General features: G+C 60.9%; 29 protein-coding genes and 1 pseudogene. 28 read left to right on the top strand and 2 right to left on the bottom strand.

The annotated features are described in order from the left end of the window. Nucleotides 1-3 precede the first annotated feature (3 nt). Nucleotides 4-564: a DUF1190 domain-containing protein gene (locus ACIPR8_RS16165; RefSeq protein WP_192288260.1), complete on the bottom strand. Its 561-nt coding sequence runs from the start codon at nt 562-564 to the stop codon at nt 4-6. A gap of 340 nt (nt 565-904) precedes the next feature. Between ACIPR8_RS16165 and ilvD the strand changes: the two genes are divergently transcribed. Together ilvD and ACIPR8_RS16155 are read left to right on the top strand one after the other, a co-directional pair. Then, complete coding sequence (gene ilvD / locus ACIPR8_RS16160; RefSeq protein ID WP_446541675.1) at nt 905-2,743, top strand: dihydroxy-acid dehydratase; 1,839 nt, start codon at nt 905-907, stop codon at nt 2,741-2,743. Nucleotides 2,744-2,773: 30 nt separating this feature from the next. Continuing rightward, entirely contained in the window at nt 2,774-3,370 is a 597-nt protein-coding gene (locus ACIPR8_RS16155; protein ID WP_446541674.1) for a hypothetical protein, read from the top strand. On the opposite strand, the pseudogene ACIPR8_RS16150 reads toward ACIPR8_RS16155, so the two are convergent. Further along, nucleotides 3,331-4,410 (bottom strand): annotated as a pseudogene (locus tag ACIPR8_RS16150) (integron integrase). The gene ACIPR8_RS16155 and the pseudogene ACIPR8_RS16150 overlap by 40 nt on opposite strands. 922 nt (nt 4,411-5,332) lie before the next feature. On the opposite strand from ACIPR8_RS16150, the gene ACIPR8_RS16145 reads away from it, so the two are divergent. The 26 genes from ACIPR8_RS16145 to ACIPR8_RS16020 all read left to right on the top strand — a co-directional run bounded on the left by ACIPR8_RS16145 (nt 5,333) and on the right by ACIPR8_RS16020 (nt 23,827). Further along, complete coding sequence (locus ACIPR8_RS16145) at nt 5,333-5,635, top strand: NTF2 fold immunity protein (RefSeq protein ID WP_446541673.1); 303 nt, start codon at nt 5,333-5,335, stop codon at nt 5,633-5,635. A 411-nt stretch (nt 5,636-6,046) separates the two neighbouring features. Then, nucleotides 6,047-6,610, top strand: a complete 564-nt coding sequence (locus ACIPR8_RS16140) for an NMCC_0638 family (lipo)protein (protein WP_446541672.1) — start codon at nt 6,047-6,049, stop codon at nt 6,608-6,610. Nucleotides 6,611-8,259: 1,649 nt separating this feature from the next. Continuing rightward, nucleotides 8,260-8,544, top strand: coding sequence for a hypothetical protein (locus ACIPR8_RS16135; protein WP_446541671.1), 285 nt, complete (start codon nt 8,260-8,262; stop codon nt 8,542-8,544). Nucleotides 8,545-9,904: 1,360 nt separating this feature from the next. Further along, complete coding sequence (locus tag ACIPR8_RS16130) at nt 9,905-10,432, top strand: demethoxyubiquinone hydroxylase family protein (RefSeq protein WP_446541670.1); 528 nt, start codon at nt 9,905-9,907, stop codon at nt 10,430-10,432. Between the two features lie 523 nt (nt 10,433-10,955). Then, on the top strand, nt 10,956-11,822 hold the full coding sequence (locus ACIPR8_RS16125; RefSeq protein WP_446541669.1) for a DUF1570 domain-containing protein: 867 nt from the start codon (nt 10,956-10,958) through the stop codon (nt 11,820-11,822). Nucleotides 11,823-13,102: 1,280 nt separating this feature from the next. After that, nucleotides 13,103-13,510 (top strand): hypothetical protein, encoded by a 408-nt coding sequence (locus tag ACIPR8_RS16120; RefSeq protein ID WP_446541668.1) that lies wholly within the window; start codon nt 13,103-13,105, stop codon nt 13,508-13,510. A 10-nt stretch (nt 13,511-13,520) separates the two neighbouring features. Next, nucleotides 13,521-14,102: a hypothetical protein gene (locus ACIPR8_RS16115; RefSeq protein WP_446541667.1), complete on the top strand. Its 582-nt coding sequence runs from the start codon at nt 13,521-13,523 to the stop codon at nt 14,100-14,102. 421 nt (nt 14,103-14,523) lie between these two features. Beyond that, the gene (locus ACIPR8_RS16110) at nt 14,524-14,847 is read left to right on the top strand and encodes an energy transducer TonB (RefSeq protein ID WP_446541666.1); all 324 of its coding nucleotides are present in this window, start codon (nt 14,524-14,526) and stop codon (nt 14,845-14,847) included. Nucleotides 14,848-14,913: 66 nt separating this feature from the next. Next, entirely contained in the window at nt 14,914-15,354 is a 441-nt protein-coding gene (locus ACIPR8_RS16105) for a hypothetical protein (protein WP_446541665.1), read from the top strand. 485 nt (nt 15,355-15,839) lie between these two features. Beyond that, nucleotides 15,840-16,103: a DUF2695 domain-containing protein gene (locus tag ACIPR8_RS16100; protein WP_225591932.1), complete on the top strand. Its 264-nt coding sequence runs from the start codon at nt 15,840-15,842 to the stop codon at nt 16,101-16,103. Between the two features lie 56 nt (nt 16,104-16,159). Beyond that, nucleotides 16,160-16,441 (top strand): hypothetical protein, encoded by a 282-nt coding sequence (locus ACIPR8_RS16095; RefSeq protein WP_446541664.1) that lies wholly within the window; start codon nt 16,160-16,162, stop codon nt 16,439-16,441. Continuing rightward, nucleotides 16,431-17,069 (top strand): hypothetical protein, encoded by a 639-nt coding sequence (locus ACIPR8_RS16090; protein ID WP_446541663.1) that lies wholly within the window; start codon nt 16,431-16,433, stop codon nt 17,067-17,069. Before ACIPR8_RS16095 ends, ACIPR8_RS16090 begins: the two co-directional genes overlap by 11 nt. A gap of 413 nt (nt 17,070-17,482) precedes the next feature. Further along, nucleotides 17,483-17,971, top strand: coding sequence for a hypothetical protein (locus tag ACIPR8_RS16085; RefSeq protein WP_446541662.1), 489 nt, complete (start codon nt 17,483-17,485; stop codon nt 17,969-17,971). 192 nt (nt 17,972-18,163) lie between these two features. After that, on the top strand, nt 18,164-18,490 hold the full coding sequence (locus ACIPR8_RS16080; RefSeq protein ID WP_446541661.1) for a hypothetical protein: 327 nt from the start codon (nt 18,164-18,166) through the stop codon (nt 18,488-18,490). A 27-nt stretch (nt 18,491-18,517) separates the two neighbouring features. After that, nucleotides 18,518-19,060, top strand: a complete 543-nt coding sequence (locus tag ACIPR8_RS16075; protein ID WP_446541660.1) for an NIF family HAD-type phosphatase — start codon at nt 18,518-18,520, stop codon at nt 19,058-19,060. Between the two features lie 141 nt (nt 19,061-19,201). Continuing rightward, the gene (locus ACIPR8_RS16070; RefSeq protein WP_446541659.1) at nt 19,202-19,552 is read left to right on the top strand and encodes a hypothetical protein; all 351 of its coding nucleotides are present in this window, start codon (nt 19,202-19,204) and stop codon (nt 19,550-19,552) included. A gap of 115 nt (nt 19,553-19,667) precedes the next feature. Next, the gene (locus ACIPR8_RS16065; protein WP_446541658.1) at nt 19,668-19,958 is read left to right on the top strand and encodes a hypothetical protein; all 291 of its coding nucleotides are present in this window, start codon (nt 19,668-19,670) and stop codon (nt 19,956-19,958) included. 204 nt (nt 19,959-20,162) lie between these two features. Further along, a complete protein-coding gene (locus ACIPR8_RS16060; RefSeq protein ID WP_446541657.1) occupies nt 20,163-20,516 on the top strand; it encodes a hypothetical protein in 354 nt (117 codons plus the stop codon). Between the two features lie 29 nt (nt 20,517-20,545). Beyond that, nucleotides 20,546-20,767 (top strand): hypothetical protein, encoded by a 222-nt coding sequence (locus ACIPR8_RS16055; protein WP_192288283.1) that lies wholly within the window; start codon nt 20,546-20,548, stop codon nt 20,765-20,767. Between the two features lie 190 nt (nt 20,768-20,957). Next, the gene (locus ACIPR8_RS16050) at nt 20,958-21,260 is read left to right on the top strand and encodes a hypothetical protein (protein WP_192288284.1); all 303 of its coding nucleotides are present in this window, start codon (nt 20,958-20,960) and stop codon (nt 21,258-21,260) included. 61 nt (nt 21,261-21,321) lie between these two features. Further along, nucleotides 21,322-21,708 carry a VOC family protein gene (locus ACIPR8_RS16045; RefSeq protein WP_192288285.1) on the top strand — a complete coding sequence of 129 codons (387 nt, stop codon included), beginning with the start codon at nt 21,322-21,324 and terminating at the stop codon, nt 21,706-21,708. Next, a complete protein-coding gene (locus ACIPR8_RS16040) occupies nt 21,705-22,100 on the top strand; it encodes a hypothetical protein (RefSeq protein WP_446541656.1) in 396 nt (131 codons plus the stop codon). Before ACIPR8_RS16045 ends, ACIPR8_RS16040 begins: the two co-directional genes overlap by 4 nt. Nucleotides 22,101-22,134: 34 nt before the next feature. After that, entirely contained in the window at nt 22,135-22,512 is a 378-nt protein-coding gene (locus ACIPR8_RS16035; protein WP_446541655.1) for a hypothetical protein, read from the top strand. 293 nt (nt 22,513-22,805) lie between these two features. Beyond that, a complete protein-coding gene (locus ACIPR8_RS16030) occupies nt 22,806-23,060 on the top strand; it encodes a DUF2164 domain-containing protein (protein ID WP_132862387.1) in 255 nt (84 codons plus the stop codon). 14 nt (nt 23,061-23,074) lie between these two features. Next, nucleotides 23,075-23,410, top strand: coding sequence for a hypothetical protein (locus ACIPR8_RS16025; protein WP_446541654.1), 336 nt, complete (start codon nt 23,075-23,077; stop codon nt 23,408-23,410). 72 nt (nt 23,411-23,482) lie between these two features. Then, on the top strand, nt 23,483-23,827 hold the full coding sequence (locus ACIPR8_RS16020; protein WP_132862386.1) for a GFA family protein: 345 nt from the start codon (nt 23,483-23,485) through the stop codon (nt 23,825-23,827). Nucleotides 23,828-24,213: the final 386 nt, after the last annotated feature.

The raw sequence follows: 24,213 nt of genomic DNA, 5'->3' as shown, positions 1-24,213 counted from the left end.
TGATCAACCGCCGACGCTGTTGCTGCGGCCGCCGCTGCGTGCACCAAAGCCGCCACGGCTGGCGGTCACGGCACGGTTCGGCTCGCTGGTGACCGGGGCCAGGCCGGCCTTGCCGGCACCGATGCCGCTGCCGGTGTTCAGGCCACCGGTACCGGCCGGCTTGGCCCAACCATTGGCGTTGTCCTTGAAGGCCGGCTGTGCGGCCGGCGGTGCCGCCACGGCGCCACGGCCGCTGTTGAGCATCTGCGACATGAAGAAGCCCATCATCATCGGGCCGATGAACGAGGTGCCGGCGCTGGTGTGCTGCTGCACGCACTGCTCGGCCGGGTACTCCTTGGCGCACTCTTCCTTGCTGGCGTACTTGGGCGCCGCATCGGCCGACTGCTGCTGCGCGGTGGCAAATGCCTGGCGGCAGCTGGACGGATCGCCCGTGGCCTCGCTGCAGGCCTCCACCGAGGTGTACAGCCCTTCCTTGACCTGCACCGTTTCTTCCTTCTGGCAGGCGGTGAACAGCAGCGGCGCGGCGCTCATCAGCAGCAGCGCGGTGGTCCTGGATCGCTTCATGGTCGATTCCCCGTGAAAGTTGTTTCCGAATGATGCCTGATCCGGCCTGGGAGGCGTAAATCGGCACAGTCCCAAAACTGAACCGGTTTTCAGGTGCGCCCGGCCAGGAGCGGCCTCGGCCGCGAAGCTGGTGAAGGTACCGGTCGAAGGCATGACTGCAATTGCAGGCGTCAGGCATACGGAAGGGCTCCTGGCTTCGCGGCTGAAGCCGCTCCTACGCGCCTGCGCCGCCTCGGTATCGTCCAACCGTTCCACCCCGCCGGATGGTTGCAACAGCAACCGGGATCTTGATGCAGAATCGCCCATACACGCTTCTGCCAGCCCGTACCTGCTCGCCCCCATGCCTGAATACCGCTCGAAAACCTCCACCGCCGGCCGCAACATGGCCGGCGCCCGCGCCCTGTGGCGTGCCACCGGCATGACCGACGGCGATTTCCACAAACCCATCATCGCGGTGGTCAACTCCTTCACCCAGTTCGTGCCCGGCCACGTGCACCTGAAGGACCTTGGCCAACTCGTGGCGCGCGAGATCGAGGCGGCCGGCGGCGTGGCCAAGGAATTCAACACCATCGCCGTGGACGACGGCATCGCGATGGGCCACGACGGCATGCTGTACTCGCTGCCCAGCCGCGAGATCATCGCCGACTCGGTGGAGTACATGGCCAACGCGCACTGCGCCGATGCGCTGGTGTGCATTTCCAACTGCGACAAGATCACCCCCGGCATGCTGATGGCCGCCCTGCGCCTGAACATCCCGGTGGTGTTCGTGTCCGGCGGCCCGATGGAGGCCGGCAAGACCAAGCTGGCCGACCACAAGCTCGACCTGATCGACGCGATGGTGGCCGCCGGCAACGAGGCCATCAGCGACGAACAGGTGGCCGTGATCGAACGCAGCGCGTGCCCTACCTGTGGCTCGTGCTCGGGCATGTTCACCGCCAACTCGATGAACTGCCTGACCGAGGCGCTGGGGCTGTCGCTGCCGGGCAACGGCACCGTGGTGGCCACGCACAGCGACCGCGAGGCGCTGTTCAAGCGCGCCGGCCGCCTGATCGTGGAGCTGTGCCACCGCTGGTACGGCGGCGAGGAGGCCAACGTGCTGCCGCGCGGCATCGCGACGTTCGAGGCGTTTGAAAACGCGATGACGCTGGACATCGCCATGGGCGGTTCCACCAACACCATCCTGCACCTGCTGGCCGCCGCGCAGGAGGCCGAGGTGGCCTTCGACCAGCGCGACATCGACCGCCTGTCACGGCGCGTGCCGCAGTTGTGCAAAGTGGCGCCGAACACGCAGAAGTACCACATAGAAGACGTGCATCGCGCCGGCGGCATCATGGCCATCCTCGGCGAACTGGCACGCGGTGGCCTGATGCATACCGACGTGCCCACCGTGCACAGCCGCACGCTGGGCGCGGCCATCGCCGACTGGGACGTCACCCAGACCCAGGACGCGGCGGTGCACCAGTTCTACAAGGCCGGCCCGGCCGGCATCCCGACCCAGGTGGCCTTCAGCCAGTCCACCCGCTGGCCGTCGCTGGATACCGACCGCGCCGAGGGCTGCATCCGCGACGTCGCGCATGCCTTCTCCAGCGAAGGCGGGCTGGCCGTGCTGTACGGCAACCTCGCCGCCGATGGCTGCGTGGTCAAGACCGCAGGCGTGGACGAATCCATCCACGTGTTCGAAGGCAACGCCCGCGTCTATGAAAGCCAGGACGCCGCGGTCAAGGGCATCCTCGGCAACGAAGTGCAGGCCGGCGACGTGGTGGTGATCCGCTACGAAGGGCCGAAGGGCGGCCCGGGCATGCAGGAGATGCTGTACCCGACCAGCTACCTGAAATCCAAGGGGCTGGGCAAGGCCTGCGCGCTGCTCACCGACGGCCGCTTCTCCGGCGGCACCTCGGGTCTGAGCATCGGCCATTGCTCGCCGGAAGCGGCCGGCGGCGGCACGATTGGCCTGGTCCGCGACGGCGACCGCATCCTGATCGACATCCCGCAGCGCGGCATCAACCTGCTGGTGGACGACGCTGAGCTGGCCCGTCGCCGCACCGAGCAGGAGGCCAAGGGCTGGAGGCCGGCGCAGGCCCGCCCACGCAAGGTCAGCACCGCACTGAAGGCCTATGCCCTGCTCGCCACCAGCGCCGACAAGGGCGCCGTGCGTGACAAGGCCCTGCTCGACGGTTGACGCCCCGCGCGGGGGCGGCAGACTGGTGCGATGGACACCGCCCCGCCCCCGCTGATGCCCCGCGCGATCTGCCACTGGAACGACCAGCCCTACCGGCTGACGGAGGCGCAGCTGGGTGCGTTCGTCGACGAGCACATCCCCGCCCTGATCTGGGACTTCGACATCCAGGCCGAACGCATCGACCCCGATGACGTACTGCTGGACGAAGACGACCTGCCACCGGACAACCTGCACCTGCGCATCCACGACTGCCCCGCCTTCCACAGCGGCCCGGGCGAAGTGACGCGCTGGAATGACATCGCGGGCAAACACATTGCGCTGACCGGCGAGGACGAACCGGAAGTGCTGGTCTACACCGGCGAGCATCTCGGCCTGACCGACGGCGCCTTCGAGCTGCGCGAGATCGACGGCCGGCTGTGGATCCACCTGCACGGACACTGCGATGGCATGCACGGCCCGGCGCGCATCGTGCTGGATGCACCGCTGGACTTCGGCACGATCGCCTGCGGCCGCAGCGACGAAGCCCATGCACGCGCGCGCATCGCCAGCGTAGTGGACCCGGCGCACTACACCTTTGAAAGCGACCGCTATGGCGTGGCCCGCTTCAGGCCGATCGGGGGCCACTGAGCGTCGGCCGCCATCCCCTCCGCCTGCGATGGCGGCACGGGCAACAGGTCCAGCGGGCTGCGGACACCGCCGGCGCCGCGCCCCAACACATGCGTGTACAACTGCGTGGTCGTCACGTCCTTGTGCCCCAGCAGTTCCTGCAAGGTACGGATATCGCACCCCGCGTCGAGCAGGTGCGTGGCGAACGAATGGCGCAGCGTGTGGCAGGTCGCCGGCTTCAGGATGCCCACCTGCAGCCGCGCACGCTTCACCGCCCGCTGCAGTACCTCCTCGCTGAGGTGATGCCGGCCACGACGCCCCGTGCGCGGGTCGCGCGAATGCATCCGCGAAGGGAACAGATACTGCCAACCCGGCGCCGTATCCGCGTTCGGGTACTTGCGTGCAAGTGCATGCGGCAGATGCACCTGCCCCCTTCCACCGGCAAGATCGGACGCATGCAGTGACACCGCCCAGCACCGTTGCCGCAACAAGGCGGCCTTCAAGGATATCGGCAGCGGCACACGCCGATCCTTGTTGCCCTTGCCGCTACGCACGCAGATTTCAGCGCGGGCGAAGTCCACGTCCTTGATCCGCAGCCGCAGGCATTCCATCAACCGCCTACCGGTTCCGTACAGCAAGCGCGCCATCATCGCGGGGGTACCGTCCGGCATCGCGCCGAGAAGCTGACTCACCTCCTCCTTGGAGAGCACTACTGGCAGACGCCTGGGCCGCTTGGCCCGGACCACATTGTCCATTCACGGCAACGTCACACCCAGCACGTGCCGATACAGGAACAACAACGCGGACAAGGCCTGGTTCTGTGTCGCCGCGGCCACGTTGCCGTCCATCGCCAATGCGGTCAGGAAGGCGGCGACCTCATCCGCCCCCATCTCACGAGGATGCCGCTTGCCGTTGGCCAGAATGAAGCGCCTGATCCACCCGACATAGGCCTGCTCGGTACGCCGGCTGTAGTGCAGGACCCGGATCTGGCGGCGCACCTGCTCCAACAACCTGGGGGGCTGACCTTGCGTTATGCCGGATGAAACAGGGGCGTAATCCATATCACGGCTCCAAAGCGGTAGTTTTCCGCGAGCTTGGGGCCGTCAAGGCGCCGCCGGAATGGGTTAATTGATTGATTCCATGTGGGAATTTACTTGTTTGAAACCCGACAGGAACAGGCGATACTCGCGCTACACCGCTGTTCGGCGGTCTACTTAGAGTTAGGCGCCATGACAGAGTTCGAAAGTGTGATTGAGCTGACCAACTGGTATGACGGACCTCGCGACGGCGTCGCCTATTTTCAAGGACGGCCACACGCGTTCAAGTCCCGCATGCTGGATGTATACGGCAACCATGATGCAACAGACCTCTTCGATCTAATACCGCTTGGAGCAACCACTCCCACCGTGGTTGCTCACGCAGAGTTTCGTCGTATCGGATCCGGGTCGCTCCCAGCCGGTGAGTGGCCGGTGTTTGAGGTACTCTGGACTCCGGAGGGCGCGACTGGCGCCTAACAAATCATTCAAGCCGAAGCCGCTTCGCGGCTCGGCTTAATTCAGGCGTTGGGCGTAAAAGACACATGCCTCAGTTCTTTCACAAAGATGGCTGTCACTATGTGACCTACATCACCGGGCCGAAGCACATACTGCTCGGAGTTAGGTTGGGTCGCCCTCCAGTTTCGGGGCCGGCGTTGTTGAAGCAGAGCGCAATTGGCGCATGCAACCATGGCTCTTTTGATGAAACTCGGCTTGCAGCGGCTGTCATGTCAGGTATTCGTGCAGGAGTTGAAGAGTCCGGTCACGAAGTTTCTATTTCAGAGATCATATACGTAGAAGACGATACACCAGCATATGTCTTGTATCAGGCGTGCGCTCGTCTCATCGTGCTGAAGCTTGCTGCTGGTGGGGAGTTCGAGCGCGCCCAACCAGCGCTTCAAGCCGACGCGGCTGCGCCACGCGGCTTAATCTAGGGCGTTAGGTGCTCATGACTATTCCTCTCGCACTCACCTTTCTTCTGGCTGCATCCGCGTCAGATTGTCCTGCTATCACGCCAAGTGCCGTGGCGGTGGTTTCGACAGAATTCGATGCTATTGCCGCCGCCAAGGCCGCTTGGCACGGCAAGTTCAGCCCGGCGGCGGTGCAGGAGCGAGAGCCGTACCGTGCAGAGCTGTCTAACGGCACATGGCGTGTGTTTGGCACCCTGCCCGAAGGCTGGCGTGGCGGCACGCCGGGAGCGTTGGTCTGTGCAAGTAATGGCATAGTGCTCAAGGTGTTCCACGGTCGCTGAGCACCTAACAATTCATTCAAGCCGAACCCGCGTCGCGGGTCGGCTTAATTCTGGAGTTAGGCGCCCAGCACCGCTTGCATGCACGCCTGAAAGCCACCCTAGCCACTGGAGAGGATGTAGTGAGTCTGAGACAAGAAGCGCTTAAAGCGGAAATGTGGATAAAGGTTCACAAAGCCTCCTTTGACAAAAGGGCGGAGGAACTGCGCGCCATTAAGGCAGAAATCGAAAAGCTCCCGCTTAACTCGGAAGAACGCCGAGTTAAGCAGAGGGCCTACGACGATGGATACGCCGCAGCGGAAGAGTTCTTTAATAAGTTCTATGAACCCTCCGTAGGCGCTTAACAATTAATTCAAGCCGACCGCTGCTTCGCAGCGTCGGCTTAATTCAGGCGTTAGCCTTCCGAGACAAATCATGCGCAAGCTCCTAGCAACTGCGGTATTGCTTCCGGCTCTTGCGGCGGCATCTCCGCCGCCAGATAGCATCAATGACCTTTTCGCTGGTACATGCATGAAGCACTTCTATTCGCAGGACAACCTTCGGAAGGCAATGAGCGATACCCCGGAGGCTCCCCCCGAGAAAGCAGAGTTCTTTCTTGGCGGTAATCCTGGCAAAGCATGGTTCGTGATAGCACCGTCCACTGCATACGTGGTTGCACTCCGCGATGATGCGGTTTGCGCTGTTTTTGCACAGCGCGCCAACCCCGATCAAGTTCGTACCGGTTTCTCGGCCTTAGTGGGCACGGCTCCGGAACCACTCGTGGCTGCGGTACAGGAAGCAACTGGGTTAGGCCCCAACGACGTTCACACTCGCACCACGGCGTATTCTTGGTCACGGCCCGAGGACAAAGATGAGCTCCTTTTTGTCCTTACTACTTCCACCAGCAACCATGCCACTGCTCAAGCCATGGCTTCAATGTCACTAGTCGGCAAGGCTAACAACTCGTCCAAGGCGATGCCGCTTCGCGGCACGCCTTAACTCCAGCGTTAGCGCCCTAATCTAGCCTTACAGAGATTGATGGAGGAGTTGATGGCACCAGCAGAAGCCTCTGAACTTTATGCGCACTCAAAAGGGGAGAGTTGCCCGGTCTGCGGCGGCACGAGTCTGGATCGCGCCCTACCTTCCTGGCCTGAGAACGGCGAGATCACCGCTTGGGTTGGCTGCGATAGCTGCCGGCACGTTTGGATGGAGAAGTATTGCCTCTCCGGATACAGTGACCTTGAGTTCTCGCCGCAGCCATCACGTCCGCAGTAGAAGCCCGCCCTTGTCGGCTAGCGGTCAGGGCGCTAACAGTTCATTCAAGCCGAACCCGCTTCGCGGGTCGGCTTAATTCCAGAGTTAGGGCTCAATGAAAAAGCTGCTCTCAGCGTTAGCCTTCTTGCTCATTTCTGGCCCGGGGCACAGTGCGGAGCCCGGCGTTACGGGCACTTTCTCAAGTCTCCACTTCGGCACCGAAGATCTAGTCGGTGTAGAGATATCGGTGGTCGTTGGCGGCAACGGTCACTACGTCGTTGTCCAATGTGCGGAGGGCGCGCCGGGCATCCCTGAGGTGGCCGTTGCACATCTGCAAGGCACTGAACTTTCCTTTCAGCTCTCTGCAGATTCGCGTAGCGGCTGTCCTGCCGCTCAATTTCGCGGCATCATCAGTAGCACGGGGCTCACAGGCACGTTTGAGGGTTCGAGCTGGCCTGGCTTTCTAAAACGCGGGCGGAGCTACTGGCAATGAGCCCTAACAATTTGTTCAAGGCGAAGCCACTTCGCGGCTCGCCTTAAGCAGTGGTTTCAGTTGGCCGGCCGTTGCTGCTTCGGCAGCAGATCGGCATGTCAATAGTCGGCTCCGGGCAGCAGCCATAACCTCACCGGCGTCAGCAGGTTCACTCCTTCGCCTTACGCTTCATCACCGCCCTGTAATCGTTTCATCGGGCTTCGGCTGCAAAGCGCGGCAAGGTTTCCCGAGCAAGCCTCGATCCCCCAAGCTGTGGCATGATCGGCTCGCATCAGCTTGTTCAAGCGGGACGGCATTGGTCAGGGGAGCTTCAACGATCAATGCCGCCCAACAATTCATTCAAGCCGACCGCTGCTTTGCAGCGTCGGCTTAATTCTGGTGTTAGCCGATGAGAGCAGCCGTTGTCGCAGCGCTGGTCATGTCCCTCGCGGGTTGCGGCCATTCCGGGCCCGCAGAGTCGGTTGCGACTTCCGACATAGCGACGATTTTGACCAGTCCATCTGCATTTGACGGCAAGCTGATTCGGGTTCGAGGAGCAGCGGTCGTTAGATTTGAGGCTAGCTTCATCTGCCCGGCTCCCGGGACTCTCGATGCAGCGGGCGGCTCCAAGAACTGCCTATCGCTCGTGCCAGGAGAGTCCGATGGGAAGCCCTACGACATTAGGCAGCTTGACGGAAAGACCGTAGAGATCGTCGGCCGATTCAATTCCAAGTCCTTCGGACACATGGGTGCATACGGAGGCACCATTGCAGCAACTTCGGGCCAGATTACGGGCGGCCATAACATGGGAGTGGCACCGCACCCACCCCCGCTGCCCGGGTCATCGGCTAACAATTCATTCAAGCCGACGTCGCTTCGCGGCGCGGCTTAATTCTAGAGTTAGGCGCCATATCATCTGTCCATGAAAACACCAGACGCTTACGCCGCATTGATCAAGGAATTGGAGGCAATGGGGAAGCTTCCCGCTCCCGATTTGCTCGCGCTAGTGGGTGCACCTGCCAACGTGCGCGCCTTGGACATCTCTGGAGAGGCGATTGAGGTAGAGCTATCTGTCTCTTGGCTCAAGGACACTCATGACGCAGTCTGTATCATCGGCCATGCACGCGGCCCAAGTACCTGGCACACGGAACATTTGCAAGAGAGCATCACAGTTTCAATTCCTTCTGGCGTGGCCGATGGCACCTAACATTTCATTCAAGCCGACGCCGCTTCGCGGCGCGGCTTAACTCCAGAGTTAGACTCGCCACGGAGCTGCAATGAGACTGATACTTCTGACAGCCGCACTCCTCACAAGCTGCGCTACTGCTCGCGCCTCTTTGTCCGAGGAGTCACTTGTTGGCACTTGGGAGTGCGACTCCACCACTATGCAAGGCCCTAACTTTGAGTTGATGGTTATTACTCGCACCACCAACAACGCTGATCACACCTATTCAAGCCTCACCACGTCAGTAATCACTCCTCATGGCCAGTCCGCTGTGACAAACAAGGACATTTCCTATGGATCTTGGCGCTTGGAGGCTGACATTGTTACTTCTTCAGTCGAGCGAGTTCAGTTCCTTTCCTCCTCGGACCCCACGTTCAGCAATGAACTCGGGCAACAGATCCAGGAGGCCCAGCTCAAGAAGAAATCCGTCTATAGATCCCGCATACTGGATTTTGACGGCAACACTTCGCGCTACATCCCCGTCGACTCAATGTACAAAGAGGCAGAAGTTGAGTCTTCCTGCAGGCGCGTCTAATAACTCATTCAAGCCGAAGCCGCTTCGCGGCTCGGCTTAATTCAGGTGTTAGGCGGCGTTGGTGAAAGTGGTTCGGTGGTTCCGTCTTCGGTTGCTGCATCGGCCCGTTGGCAGTCGGCTCCGGACACCGCTCACAACCGCTCTTAGAGCCGGCATGTTCGCCGCTTCGTCTTACGTTTCATTTCCGCATCGCAATGATTTTCCCTGGATTCGGCGGCACCACGCTTCATGGCTTCCCGGGCAAGCCACGCTCATGCTGGCTGTGGCAAGATCGGCCTACGTTGTGTTGTACAAGCGGGCGAGCCGGCTGGCGGTCAGATCACCAGCCCGCATCGCCTAACAATTCATTCAAACCGAACGCTGCTTCGCGGGTCTGCTTAATTCAGGCGTTAGGCGGCTAGGGGAGTTTCATGAGGATCACAATCCTGTGTATCGGGATCGTCCAATTGGCCGCAGGCATACTGAAGCTATGGTTCGTCCTGTGGGCCGGAGAGGCCTCACTTCATCTCGGATCACCCATCCGTAACCGCGACGAAATCTCTCATTGGATTACCGATCAATCGCAACAATCCGCAGCATCCTATCTACATGAGGCGACGCTTCAAGTTATCGACACATTACGATTGAGCCTGGACGTTCATTTGCTTTTCGGCACACTTCTCCTTGCGCTCGGCTGTGCAACGCTCTGCATCTACTTTCTTAGCGCTCAGCGCCTGCATCCCGGGACGCCGCCTAACAATTCATTCAAGCCGAACCCGCTTCGCGGGTCGGCTTAATCCTGGCGTTAGGACTCACATGGAAATAGTCATGCAACCTGTAGCCAATTATCTTGGCGACCGCATCATCAAGGTCAATCACGCCGGCGAGCATGGCGCCATAGGCATCTACACCGGTCAGATCCTCATGGCTAGACTGACCGCGCCAAAGATGGTCGCTGAGCTTCGCGAATTCCGCTCACATGAGCAACGGCACCGGGCCATCTTTGGCGCTGAGCTGCAGCGGCGTGGCCGTCATCGCTGCCGTAGCTACTGGCTTTGTGGCATGGGCGGCTTCCTACTCGGGGCCATAACTGGCTTGCTCGGTAGCAGTGCTATTGCTGCAACTACCACTGCCGTTGAGAGTGTCGTGCTTCGCCACCTTGAGTATCAACTCGTTGTGCTGCAGGGCCATGACCCTTTCGCCGTATCAGCAATCTCATCCATTGTCGCTGAGGAGCAGCAGCACCACGACCAGTCTTTGGGGCACGTCCAAGCTGGTACATTCTGGCCCAGGGTTCTCACGCCCATTGTGTCCGCCTCGACCGAGGCCGTTATTTGGCTGGGCTTGCGGCTGTGAGCCCTAACAATTCATTCAAGCCGACGTCTCTTCGCGGCGCGACTTGACTCCGGAGTTGGGTGGCATGGAAGGTTCTATGCGACTTTTGACGAAAGCTCTGGTCATTGCGACCACGCTCTCACTCATTACTGGCTGTGCGCACACTACGGGGCCACAGATGGAGCCGTCTCATGTCGCAGATGAGGTTGGCTTTCCCAAGTGCCGAGTTTCGGTCCCGCTTAGCCAAGATGAAGTATTGGCAAATGCCCGGCTCACCGGAGTATCAGCTCCGGAAACTCAAGGTGACTGGACCAGAATGAAGGCGACGTACCGCCTAGGCGATCGATTTCGGTTCGTGTCCTGCGTATCGGACAAGCACCTCGGAGCACCTGGTTACTCCTTCTTCGGCCTGTTCCGCGGCAACAGCGTCGCCCTCCAGATGTTCCAGATCATTGACAACTAGAGATGCGTCGCGTGCCGCCTAACAATTCATTCAAGCCGAACCCCCTGCGCGGGTCGGCTTAATTCCGGAGTTAGGGCCCGCATGTCAAAGCTTCCGGCGGTTGCAATCGCGTTGATCTTTCTGACAAGCGGGTGCACTGAGGCGCCGCAGCCTCAAGAACGTTCTGCGGCTGATCGGACCTACATCCCGGTCACATCTCTTCGCACGAGCCACTACATTCTTCATTCGTCGGCGAGTGAGACAGAGACCAAGTCAGTATCGATAGCAGTTGAGTCTCTCTATAACGCATACGTTCGTCTGTTCCCACCCAAGTCGCCCGCGGCTGAGCTCAACCTAGTACTGTACAAAGACCAGGTCGAGTTCAAGCGGCACAGTCGAAGCTCACCGTGGGCAGAGGCTTACTACAAGCGGCCCTACTCATACGCCTACCCAGGAACTGGCGAGAATCCGCATCACTGGATGCTACATGAGGCCACGCACCAACTTCTTGCAGAGGCTGGTGGCTACAGGCCGCGTCGCTGGCTCAATGAGGGCATCGCCAGCTATTTCGGAGCCAGCGCCCTTCTGGATGGTTCTTTGGATCTCGGCCGACCAGACCCGGCCGCGTATCCCATCTGGTGGCTCAAGGACGTGCGTATAAATCCCAATGCTCCGCCAACTTTTCAGGAGAGGCGCCTGCCTTCGCTGGAGCAGCTGGTCGAGGACACTGGCCCGCCTATTGGAGAGAACGTCAACCACTACTACATTGCCTATTGGAGCCTCGTTCACTACCTTTTCCACGGTGACAACGGAGCTCATCGGGTGGCAGTCCAAGCCCTGCTAGAGCAGCGCGGCTCTCCACAGGCATTCAAACAGCTGGTTGGTGCTTATGACGTCGTCGAACCTCGCTGGCATGCTCACCTTGCCGACTTGGCTAGTGGCCAAGCAGGCATCGGGCGTGGACCCTAACAGTTCATTCAAGCCGAATTCGCTTCGCGGCTCGGCTTAACTCAGGCGTTAGGCGCTATACGGATGCTTGGCCAACTTCTAGATTCTTGGCAATTCAATTTTTGGCGAGGCCTCGTCAGCCTTTGTGCTGGCTTGCTGGCCATTTCGCCCTGCCTGTTGGTCCCAAGCTTGCGGCGCAAGATCCTCAAGGCCGCCCCAGACATTGAGGCTATTGGATTGATCGCACTGGTAGTGGCCATCGTTGCCATTGGGTGTTACAACCACTTCGGCAGCGCTAGTGGCGCCTAACAGTTCATTCAAGCCGAACCCGCTGCGCGGCTCGGCTTAAATTCAGAGTTAGGCCGTATGGACACATCTCGGTCAACGACGCAGATAGTGAGGCATGGCTTCAACCGCATTTGTGCTGACTTCACCAAGCAAATGAAGAAACACAGCTTCTCTAGGCACCGAACTAGGTTCTGGATACGCTCGGCTGATGGCTGGATTGATGTCATCCATTTCCATCGCTACGGGATCAGCTATGGAGCTCCTCTCAACAACTCCTTAAGCATTCGCGTCCATTTTGCCAGCCACCCTGGCCAGCTTCTTGATCCCATCCACCTCAATGGCCCATCAAGCAGCGAGCTTAGCGATTCAGATGGAGACGCATTTCACCTCACATTCGACGCGCTAAGTTGGAGCACATATGATCGCTGCCTTGAGGACTTGGTTCGTGTCACGCTTGAGCACGGCTTTCCTTGGTTTGCCAGTCAGCGCGTACGGACCTAACAATTCATTCAAGCCGACGCCGCTTAGCGGCGCGGCTCAATTCAGGCGTCAGGGGCAAAGTGAAAATTCCTCAGGTCGTTGGCATAACCCTACTATGCTCTGCGTTAGTCTGGCTCGGCTACCCGAGGATTTACGCGCACTACATCAAGTGGGCTGCAAAGAAGGCTGCAACTTCCCTGTCCGACAAAGAGGCTTCTGAGCAATTGGGCCTATGCACGATAGCGGTAATGCCACCCTTTGCTTCCAAAGCATCGCTTCAGCCGTGCATAAGGTTCTACGCGGAGTACCTACCACTACGCACCAAAGCACTAAAGCCTGGCGAGTCACTCCCGCTCGATGCCGCCAAGGAACATATCGTCTTCACTTATCAAGAGGTCAATCGTAGGCTGAATTCTTTGGGAGAGCCGCCACTGGATCCCTTGGCGCGGCTATCAAATGGCTGGGCGGTTACGCCCTAACAATTCATTCAAGCCGAACCCGCTTCGCGGGTCGGCTTAGTTCAGGCGTTAGGCATGAAAGCAGCATTGCTGACTATCACCACGTCCACCATGCTTATTGCCGTGGGCTGCACGGTCACCCACACTCCTGCAGAGAAGCGCGTCGTCTCACCGGATACTCGCCATAACGCCGTACTTATCGCCAACGCCGAAGCAATTAGAGTGGGATATGACTTGAGTGAATTTGGGGAACCTATCAACACTGGCCCATCCGGAATCGCCGACCCAACGAACTCGACATGGTCATTCGACTACTCAACTTGCAGCAAAAATTGGACTTTTGACTGCAAGGGATTCACCGTGACGGTTGACAAGACGACCGGAAAAAGCCGAGGCGCTAGCATGGCAGTAGCTCACGCCCAACAGTTTATTCAATCCGAACTCGCTGTGCGAGTCGGCTTAATTCCATTGCTAGGCCGCTAAGGAGTGTTCTTTGCAAATCACAGAAGAGCAAAATCGAGCTGCTGGGGACTTCGTTGATCTGATTGCCGGTCAATTGGGTGCCGGGCGTGCCATCCACCCTGAGACTGCAATTGCTGCTTCAGCTCGCATTTCAGGCAGTTTGCTCCTGCGGTCATTCGGCTTCGACCTCGAGTCACAAGAGCCGGGTACAGTTTTACTTTCCAATGAGGCAAACGAGAAAGGCCCCAATTTGGTCAACCTACTCGGCGCGTTTTTGGCAAAGAACAAAGTTGAGCTCAATTCAACCAAGCTCGGCGGAGCATCGGTGCATCGGGGGGCAGAGCCAAAGCTCAGCACACAACAGTCGTTAGCCCTACTACAGGCAGATGCTTTGCAGATTGCTGCACGACATTCCCTGTCACTACAACAAGCCGCAGAGGCCGCCGCTTTGGCTACTGGCTTCATCGTCAAAGAATGCGTTACATCTATTGGCGGAGAGGTTGGCTTCAATGTTGCAGCTTTCGGATTCGTTGAGGGCAGTAAAACGGTGCCACCGCACCTTAACCCCACTAGCAAACCATCCGCTTCAAAGCCGTGGTACAAATTCTGGTGAGTCAGTCGTAGCGTGCCCAAACAGTTCATTCAATCCGACGCCGCTTCGCGGCACGGCCTAATTCAGGCATTAGGCATCGGCAGATGACCACCGAGATTGGAGAGTTCCGTCAAATGCTTGAGGCCGGTCGGCGCTACTTGGCGGGGACGTGTTCCATCCAGGAGCTCAATGGCCGCGCCAGTGAGCTCGCCGTAGCAGCAAAGTTCTGGAGGGGGCACCCCGCACTTGCGCAGATCGCTGGAGACTGGGCTGCCATGGTTGACCGGCACTGGACGAGTGGAGCCATTGTCCCAATCCAATCTCAGAGCAGGAATTCTTGGCATGGCTAGATGGGGAACTCAGTTCTCTCCGGTAAATGCCTAACAGTTCGTTCAAGCCGAACCCGCTTCGCGGGTCGGCCTAATTCCGGAGTTAGGCGGCTATGAACTTCCACTGGTTGCTCCTTTTACTGGCAACGGCGGGCGCTACCACGCCCCACAACTCATGCATGTCGTCAGACCCAGAGCTCATCTATTGCCCGGCGCCAGAAGCACCTCGTATTGCAGAGCTGCGTGGTCGCACAGTTACACGGGAGCTGCAGATCGATCCGGACGGTTCAGTTCGTTCCTCCACGGTACTTTCATCATCTGGCCACTCAGCTTGGCCTAGCGCCGCACAATCCGCGGTGGCAAAGTGGCGCTATTCGGCGGATTCGGCTTCTCGTACACGAAAGGTTCCTTTCGACTTCCAGGTTGGCAGTCCTTAGCCGCCTGACAGTTCATTCAAGCCGAACCCGCTTCGCGGGTCGGCTTAATTCCATAGTTAGACTTCCATGGATATGTCAAAACAACCGCTGATGAATCAAACAGCGCGATTTCTTATCTGCGCTGTTGTCGTACCCATATTTGTGCTTATAGGCCTGCTTCTAAACGGCATGATTGCACCAAACGTCAACGTAACCGGCGAGTTCGCCGGATGGATGGTCATTTTTGTAATGACCATCGTCCTTCCTATGCATTTGGTCACCCTGGTTGTTACTTACCTGCTGGCGAAGAACAGGTTTTCATTCAGGCGGCCCCTCACAACAATTTTCATGTCGTGCATCTTGATAGCCTTGGCGATCATGCTTTCCAAGTCTTCCAATCCATTCTCTCTTGTGTTCTCGGTGACAACAGTACCTCTATCTCTCGTCTCTTACGTCGCCACTGCTGGGCGCATGGACACCAAGCCTGAAAATTCATCCAAGCCGACGTCGCTCCACGACGCGCCTTAACTCTGGCGTTAGACAAAAATAGTCATCCCCATGAGCGATCCAGTCTTTACATTCCAACCCCGCTGGAAAGAGGAGCTGCTATGTTCCTGCTCCGAAGGTTCGTTCGTCCTGGAGATGCCGATGGGAATTGTCTCGGTTTATCTGCCATCACAGGATCAATGGCCCGTCAAAGCACCGTCCTGGACGAAAGGGTACTGGACCGCACTCCAGACACAACTCAGCCAATGGCGCGCAGAGAATGACCTCCCGCTTTACATAGAGGACTCGGCCCATGTTTGGTAGTTGTCACGGGCAGCGGCCTGACAGCTCATTCAAGCCGAGCCGCTTCACGGTGCCGGCAGGCTCTGTACCTGGGCATCACACGTGCTGTCGCCTTGTTGAAATATGCTTCTCATGGACCAAGGCTTGGCAGTTCAGTCGGACCAAAGCTGCTTCGTGGCCGGATATGGTTCCGGCAACTCGCAACTCGCAATCGGACACATCACATGACAGACGCGCCCCCCATCCCTCTCTCTTCCCTCAGGGACATCTTCGATCACCTGGACCGTACGAGCATGACCGGCTACGAGTGTGATCATACTTTTGCGCTCACAAGTACCTTCCTGCAGAAGAACAATCTGCCCGTCGAGGCGACGCTCGAATGGCTTGGGGAGAACGGCGCGGGCTGCGATTGCGAAGTGATCTTCAATGTTTGCCCGGAATGGGAGGACGCCGTTGGCTACACCCCACCAGACGAGGACGACGCCTGACGGATCAGTCAGGTCGACGCCACTTCAACAGCTGACCAAGCGCTGCAATCCTTCCCATGAAATGGATTCTCTTCCTTTCAATCGCCAGCTCACTCGCCGCCTGTGAAAGGATCACCGAAGACTCCGCAAGGCACGTCGGATGCGCTCGGCTCGATTCTCTGACGGATGGTCCAACATTGAAGGGGGAGGAACTGTGTAAAGCACTGGTGATTTCTTCGCATGAGAACGGCTTGTTTCTGGTTGAGTTTCACGACGAGCAAAAGCGCAAGCGCTGGGCGGTGGTCGTCAGCGGCTCGGGCGCATCCGAGATCAGCACCATGGATGACGATGAGCGCTGAACCGAGACCTATCAATCATTCCCTCCAATGTCGCTTCGCAGATCGGCTTGCTTCGTCGCCGAACATTTGCAAAGGAATTGCCATTTTCACTCGCTGCCTGTTTCTCGTACTGCTGCTCCTGTCACCATCTATTGCCGCTGCAGGGGACAACCCCGAACTGCGCGCGATCAAGGAAGCAGATCAAGCAGATCGACAATCGTCACCGGCACCGGAAAACTGGCGCGCTGTCATGCAGCGGGATGGCGAACGGCGCAATCGTGTTCTGGAGATACTCAAGGAAGGCCAGCTCAAGACTGCCTGGGACTACTTCAATGCAGCCATTGTCCTGCAGCATGGCAGCTCGGCAGAGGACATCCGGCTGGCCCACTCCCTCTCCACCATCGCCATCACACTGGACCCTGAGCACAAACGCGCCAAATGGCTCGTGGCTGCATCCTGGGACAGGCTGATGCTGCGTTTCGAGCAACCCCAATGGTACGGAACCCAGTCCGTACGGGACGCATCCGGAAAGTTTTCCCTCTATCCGGTCGATCCGAATGCTGTTACGGACGCTGATCGCGTAGCGCTCGGGGTACCCACGTTGGCAGAAGCACAGGCACGCGCCGAGTCCCGGAACGGAAGTCGATAGTTGTCCGGGCAGAGCAGTTCCAGTCAGCCTTCATGAGACCAACGTCAGCCATAGGACAGGTACCTTGGTTACCACCTTGTATGGCAGTCTCTCGCGCTCCAGATTTCATTGAAGATCAACAACCCCTCCCCCTGAACTGGCAATCAGAGCAGCCGTATGGATGAAAGGGATCTCAGGCCATGCACGATCGTCTGGCTTGGGCAACCCGGCAGATCACTCGCCCCAGCAGGCTCCAGAGGGCTGAAATTTTGTCCGGCGTGCAACCTTTTCAACGCTTGGCCACCTGCCCGGCGCGCGGCGTCGACGTGGTACAAATTCCCATCCACGTCGCTAATGTGCGTCCTATTCCTTCATTCGAACCAACGCCACGTCGTTGTATGGACCCACGCAGACGCCTCCGTACCATTCGAAACATGGACGAATCATTCGCAAGGGAACTCGAAGACATCCGTTGGTTCCAGTCCTGCGGGCAGCCACTCCCGCAGTCACTGCCCTTTCCCGTCGCGCAGGTCTCGGGCTGGTCACAGGCCCTCAGCCTGTGCAGTGACCAAGCGTGGGAGGACGTCACCCTCGAGGCCAGGAACCGGCTGACGGAGTTCCTGCATACGCGTCATCGTGATGCGTACCAGCAATGGAACCACATCGCCGCCGCTGCGAAGTCGCGCATCGATGCGCCGGTGTGCGATCTGATCTGGCGCCCGTTCGCAGAGCAACAGGGGCTTGGCAAGGCGTTCACGGACGCCGTCTCCTGGGATGTCCTGGCCGCCGTGATGGAACACGCGTATCGGGACTGCTCCGGGCGCCCGACGTTCTTCCTCCAGCTGCTCCAGGTGTATCGCGCCGGGCATTTCCCGTGCGGCTGGTCCGGGGACTGGCCCGACGGCATGCTACTGGTCTGGTAGCGTGGGCAGAGACGATTCATCCAACCGGAACGACACCAGCGAGGGCACGCGCAGATCGCCCGATAGCTGGGGCCGGCATCCACCTCGGCATCGATGGCCTCCTCAACCCGAGGGTGGCCGCTCCCCGGCCGCAGGCTTTGGTACCGTCTCCCAGCGGCATCACTCCAACCCAACGATGGACCCTGCAGTGGCATGAACGGGATTGACCAGGCCAAGGCTCACCGGATGCTCGGCAGGATCGTTCTGGCCGGCATCACTTCGCATGACCGCGAGGGAAACATCCTCAACCAGACGCAGGTCTTCGGCAGCGTCCTGCGCATCAACGCGCACGAAGGCGTGGTCCTGGCCAACGGCATCGACGGCACCGAAATCGCCCTCCCGCCCGACCTGGCGCAGTACTCTGCCGCCGAGCCCGGCACCTACACCCTCAGGTCGACGAACACGGTGGTTCATGACCCCGACTACCTCTCCAGCTGGGACATCCATCCACCATCCGGTGGCAAGGATGATGCAGGCTGATCGCTCACTGCCGAGCCCGTGCGCCCGATGAAGCTGCTGGTTCTCGATCTCGATGAAACACTCATCCACGCCACCGAGGCCGGCCTGGAGCACACACCCGATTTCGAAGTCGGGCCGTACGCGGTGTACAAGCGACCGGGGCTGGATGCATTCCTGTCCACCATGGGAGCCTGTTTCACACTGGCGGTATGGACCTCTTCCACACGCCCCTATGCCATACCAGTGGTTGCGAACATCTTCCCGGCGGGGATCGAACTCGCGTTCGTGTGGGCCAGGGAGCGCTGCACACCGCGCTTCAATCCGGAGCAGCAGGACCATGAGTGGACGAAGAACCTCGGGAAGCTGAAGCCGCGCGGCCATCGGCTCGAGCAGGTCCTGATGGTGGATGACACGCCGGCGAAGCTCGCCCGGCATTACGGCAACCTGGTCAGGATCAAGCCCTTTTTCGGCGACCCTGCGGACCGTGAGCTTTTCCAGCTCGGCGAGTACTTGCCCACCCTGGCCGGTGCGGCGAATGTCAGGACGATCGAGAAGCGCTTCTGGCGCAGGCGAATCGCCGATGATCGCTGAGCGATCCTTTCCTCCGAGCCCGATTGGCGGTGCTGACTCCCGCCCCGGCGGTGCGCGACGATCCACCTGCCTGGCCTGCAACGTCGGCGCTCCCGCGCCGAATCCGTCTTGAGGCTGGCACCACACCGACACGAGCCCGGCATGGACGACTCCGAGAACCCGTACCGCTCCCCGCGTGCAACCGCAGCCGCCGCACCCGGACGCAGGCTGTGGCTGTCGAGCCTGCTGGCCTCCTCACCTGCGGCATTCCTTGCGATTGCCCTGTTGTTCTGCGCCGCCGAGCGCAGGCATTTCCGTACCTCGCAGAATGATCCCGCCCTGCTGTTGGCCGCGCTTCCACAGCTGTTGTGCGTGGCCCTGGTGGCCGGCCTGGTCTGCTCGGTCTCCCGCCACCCCCGTCCGCTGCGAGCCCTGTTTGCCGGCTTGGTAACCGGGCCCATGCTCGCGCTCCTGGCCTATTGCCTGTATCCGCTCCTGAAGCAGTGGGCCTGATGCAGCGTCGCTGCGGGAGCCCTCGTCGCTCACGTATCGGTCGTCTTGAAACCTGTTTGGCACCTGACCCGCATGCACATCCGGCCACCTGATGAACACAAGGACGCTCGAACCCATGTCACCGACGCATATCCAGCTGCTTGCCTTCGCGGTCCATGAGATCCGCCTGCTGCTTGGCCATCACCTCGGCAGCGGCGATGCACCAGACCCCGCCGCACGCGCGGCGGCACACCTGGCCTATGCACTCCACAATCAGGCAGATGCGGCGCTGCAGGGAGGCACCTTCGACGTGCAGCAGGCATTGGGCACCATTGATGCCGTGGACCGGATGCTGGGCACCCGGTTCCAGGAGCGGCTGTTCCAGGTCACCGCGCTGCCCCCTCCAACACCCGAACCCAGAGGATGAGCAGCGCGGTCACAGCCCTTTGCCGTGGCACGGTGGAGGCACAAAGAACGGTCGATCACCTGCTCACCTGCCAGCTACGGACATGCACCCCTATCGTTATGATGCAGAAACACCACACCCCGCACGCTCGCGACCGGGCCCACTTGTCGGCCAGGCTTCATCAGCGCCCATGATGACCTCGTCACTCATTCCACCGGAGGTGCCATGCGTATCCAGCCCGCCGTCATGATGTCTTTTGTGCTCACCGCAGGGCCGGCAGATGCCGTCGACCCGCAGGCGCTTGCGCAGGTGCAGGAGTATGTCGGCGCGGGCTGCCTGGTCGAAGTGCTTCAAGCCAAGGCGGTCCTGTGGGGGAACAACGGTTTCCGCATCGAACACTGGAATGTCAGGACGCGCGATGGCATCGCGCGCTTCGAGGTGAGTTACCACCCCCCTGCCATACTGCCTTCCAGTGCCAACCCGTACTCGGTTCGAGGCACCGATGCCACCGGGGAAGCCCAGCCGCAAGGTCGCCCATGCCTTCCATCCTCAACCCTTGGCAGTAACAACCCCGGTTGATCGCCCTACTCCTGGAGATCGGAAACGACATGCGCAATGAACGGTACTGGTTCGAGGCCAAGCAACATGGCTGGGGATGGCCACTGAGATGGCAGGGCTGGCTGGCGTACGGCATCACCTTCGCCTCGTTGGCGGCACTGTTCTTCGTGGTGCCGCCGACCCGGGCCCCGGGCCCGTTCATGGGAGCGACGGGGGGCATTATCCTGCTGTTGCTCGTGGTGTGCTGGCTGAAGGGGGAGCCGCTGCGGTGACGCAGGGATGGCCCCCTGGGGTGTGGCGCCGAGCGTGGCCCGGCACTACCGGGTGTGGCATGATCGGCTCGCTTTGCGCAACACAGACCGGGCGGCTTCGGCTTGGAATTCGGTGGTTGGCCATGGCTCGCCTGACCCTTCACTCACGTCGGCTCCCCCGGGGCACGGCGCTGTTCGGGCGGCGGTGTGCATGGAATGGATCAACGAGCTTGAGAACGAAGCCTGGAACACGGTGATCGACGAGCTGGTCTGGCACCTCCGGCATGGCCGGGTGCCCACCATCATCACGCGCCGGTTCGCCCCCGCGCGTGGCATCGAGTTCCGCTTCGGCGATGCGCCGGCGGTATTCGCGCCCATCGACGATGCATCGCTGGAAGACCACTGGGACGAAGCCAGCCGCATCATCGGCCGCTTCCCGCAACTGAATGCGACGCGCCTGCGCAGTGATCGCAGCAGCATCCCGGCGGTCATGCGCGCACCCGGATTCGCATGACACGCGCCCATCACCGCGCGCATGCTCTGCTTTCCCTTCCCATGAAGCACCCAGGCGGCCCATGAAGCGCGTGACCGGTATTGGCGGCATCTTCTTCCAGGCGCGCGACCCCGCCGTGCTGCGTGCGTGGTACCAGCGCCACCTGGGCATCGAGGTGCAGCCCTGGGGCGGCGCTGCATTCACCTGGACCGACACCGATGGCCAGCCCTTCGCCGGCACCACGGTCTGGTCGATCAACGCGGCTGGCAGTGAGGCGCTCGCCCCCGGCAGCGCACCGTTCGTCATCAACTACCGGGTGCATGACCTGCATGCCCTGTTGGCGGCATTGCGCGAGGAAGGCTGCCAGGTGCTCGAGCGCAGCGAGGATTCGGAGTATGGGAAGTTCGGTTGGGTGATCGACCCGGAAGGCAACAAGGTCGAACTGTGGCAACCGCCGCAGGGCCAGTGAGCGCACGCTGTCGCCCGATGACGGACGTCTCGCCCTCACCTGCCGCCGCCCGCCCGCCGCGCGGTATGTTCCTCAAGCGCAGCCTTGCCTGGCTGCTGACCGCCATTGCGCTGATAGGCATTCCGCTGTGGGTCGGCAGCCAGAGCCGCGCCGATACCGCGGCCCAGGTAGCCGAACGAGGCTGGGCCTGCGGCATGTCGGTGCTGGGGCTGTTCCTGTTCGGGCTGATGCTGGCGGCACTGCTGTCGTTGGCGTCACTGCTGCTGGGCGGGCTGGCGTACCGGGCGGCGCCACGCCCGCGCCCGGGGTGGCGGCTGGCCGAACTGCTGGTGTTCTCGCTGCCATTGCTGGCTGGCCTCGCGGTGGTGGTGGTGATGTTTGCTGGCGGATGAAAACGCAGCTCCCTGCCCTCGACGCGAGACCCACATGCCCGGCCCCCTTCCCCCGCCACTGACCCGTCCACAGCCGCCTGCACCCAATCGACGGGTGTGGTTGCTGATCGGCCTGGCCGGCAGCGTCTCCGCGGCGCTGGTGGTGAGCTATATCGGGCTGGCGGTCGCGCCGCAGTTCGAGTCGGTCTACCGCAGCTTCGGCGCGCAGATGCCCGCGACCTCCCAGCTGTTCATGCGCTTCTTCGGCCTGGCCTGGCTGCTGCCGGCGGGCGTGCTCGCCATCGGCCGCTGCTGGCCGCGCCCCAATGCCCCGGTCATTGCCGGCGTGCTGGGGTTGGTCGCTCCCTTCGTTGCCGTTCCTGTCGCCCTGTTGCTCATCTACCTGCCATTGTTCCGGCTTGCCGACGTCTAGCCGCGGAGAACCGGATGCCGTACTTCCCCGTGATCGCGCCCCGCCTTGGCTTCGTCGTGCTCTACCGCCGTACGTCATTCACGAATCGACTCAACGTGTTCGCGATCTCCTGACGCAGGCATGGGCAGCAGCTCGGCCGGATGCCAGCCCCGCGTCCCTCACGGATTCGAGCTGCCGGTGCTCTCCGTCGTGTGGTGCCTCATTCACGAGCGGTTGAATGGCGCCGCCGGGAAGTGGGTGCCGGCGGCCGGACCGGTACACTTCCGGTCATCTCCGTTGATGTGTACGACAGCATGGCCAACATCGAATTCAACAAGGACGAGAAAGCCATCCTCGTCCGCAAGCTGCAGGGATATTTTTCCGAAGAGCTGCAGCAGAAGATCGGGCAGTTTGACGCTGAGTTCCTGCTGGACTTCATCGGCAAGGAGATCGGCGCGTACTACTACAACCATGGCCTGTACGATGCACAGGCCGCATTGAGCGCGCGCATGGAAGACCTGCAGGATGCGATCTACCAGCTGGAGCAGCGCACGGAGTTCCGGCGATGAAACGGGCGTCGGGAATGAGCGCGCGCCCCATGCTCCTGGCCGCGGTGCTGGCGATGATGCTGGCCGCCTGCGGCGTGCCGGTGCCCGCGGCCAAGCGCGACTACGTCGGTAGCTGGGCATCGGACACCACCTTGCTGGTCATCGAGCCGAGTGGCCGCGTGCGCTACAAGCACCAGCCCACGCCCAACGTCAGCAAGTCGCTGGATGCGCCGATCAAGTCCTTCGAGGGCGATGACCTGGTGGTCGGCGTCGGGCCGCTGACCACGCGGTTCGTGGTCTCGGCGCCGCCGCATGAGGATGGCGGCGTATGGAAGATGACCGTCGATGGCCAGGAGCTGCGCCGGCGCTGAGTTGCGTTGTGCAGCGTGCGTTCCCGCCGGCAGGCGCTAGGCTGGGCAGCATTCAACGTCGTGGAGAGGCCCATGGTCAACGGCAGCTGTCATTGTGGTGCGGTGCGCTTCGAGTGCGATGGCGTGCCGACCGAAGGCTACGAGTGCAACTGCTCGCACTGCAGCCGCAAGGGGTTCGTGCTGTGGTTCGTGCCGCGGCAGGCCTTGCGGGTCACCGCCGGCGAAGGTGCACTCACGACGTACCTGTTCAACCGGCACGTGATTGCACATCAGTTCTGCCCGACCTGCGGATGCCAGCCGTTCGGGCTGGGCAAGCAGCCGGACGGGACCGAGACGGCGGCGATCAACCTGCGCTGCCTGGAAGGGTTTGATCTGGAAACGGTGAAACGGATCGCCGTGGACGGACGGGCCTTCTGAGGACCTGTCGGGGGAGCGCGGGCATCGCCATCCTCTCCCGCGTACAGCCCGCCGCTTGCGCATACCCGATGCACGGGAAACGTATGGTCGGCCTGCCGGCCAGCGCCGCTTCGTCGCGCAACTGAATGCCTCCCGCGCATTCCGGGCGAGCCGACGCAACCTTCGTCCGGCTCCCGCCGACCGCCCGATCCCTGCCCGCCGGCAAACCGGTAACGGGCCCGAAACGTGGCAAAGGCCGGCCTGGCGTGGTTTGCGCGTGGCGGCAACGACACCTTGCGCGCGCTTTCCCGCCCGCCGACGGCCCCTTGATCGTCCCGCCGTTGCCACCGGCATTGGAAGATCGCGTCAACGTCGGCGAAAATCCACGGGCCGAGGCCGAGCATGCG

The sequence above is a fragment of the Stenotrophomonas sp. LARHCG68 genome (assembly GCF_052871705.1).
Note: the sequence above shows the minus strand (reverse complement) of the source record. Positions and strands in the feature narration are given on the sequence as shown.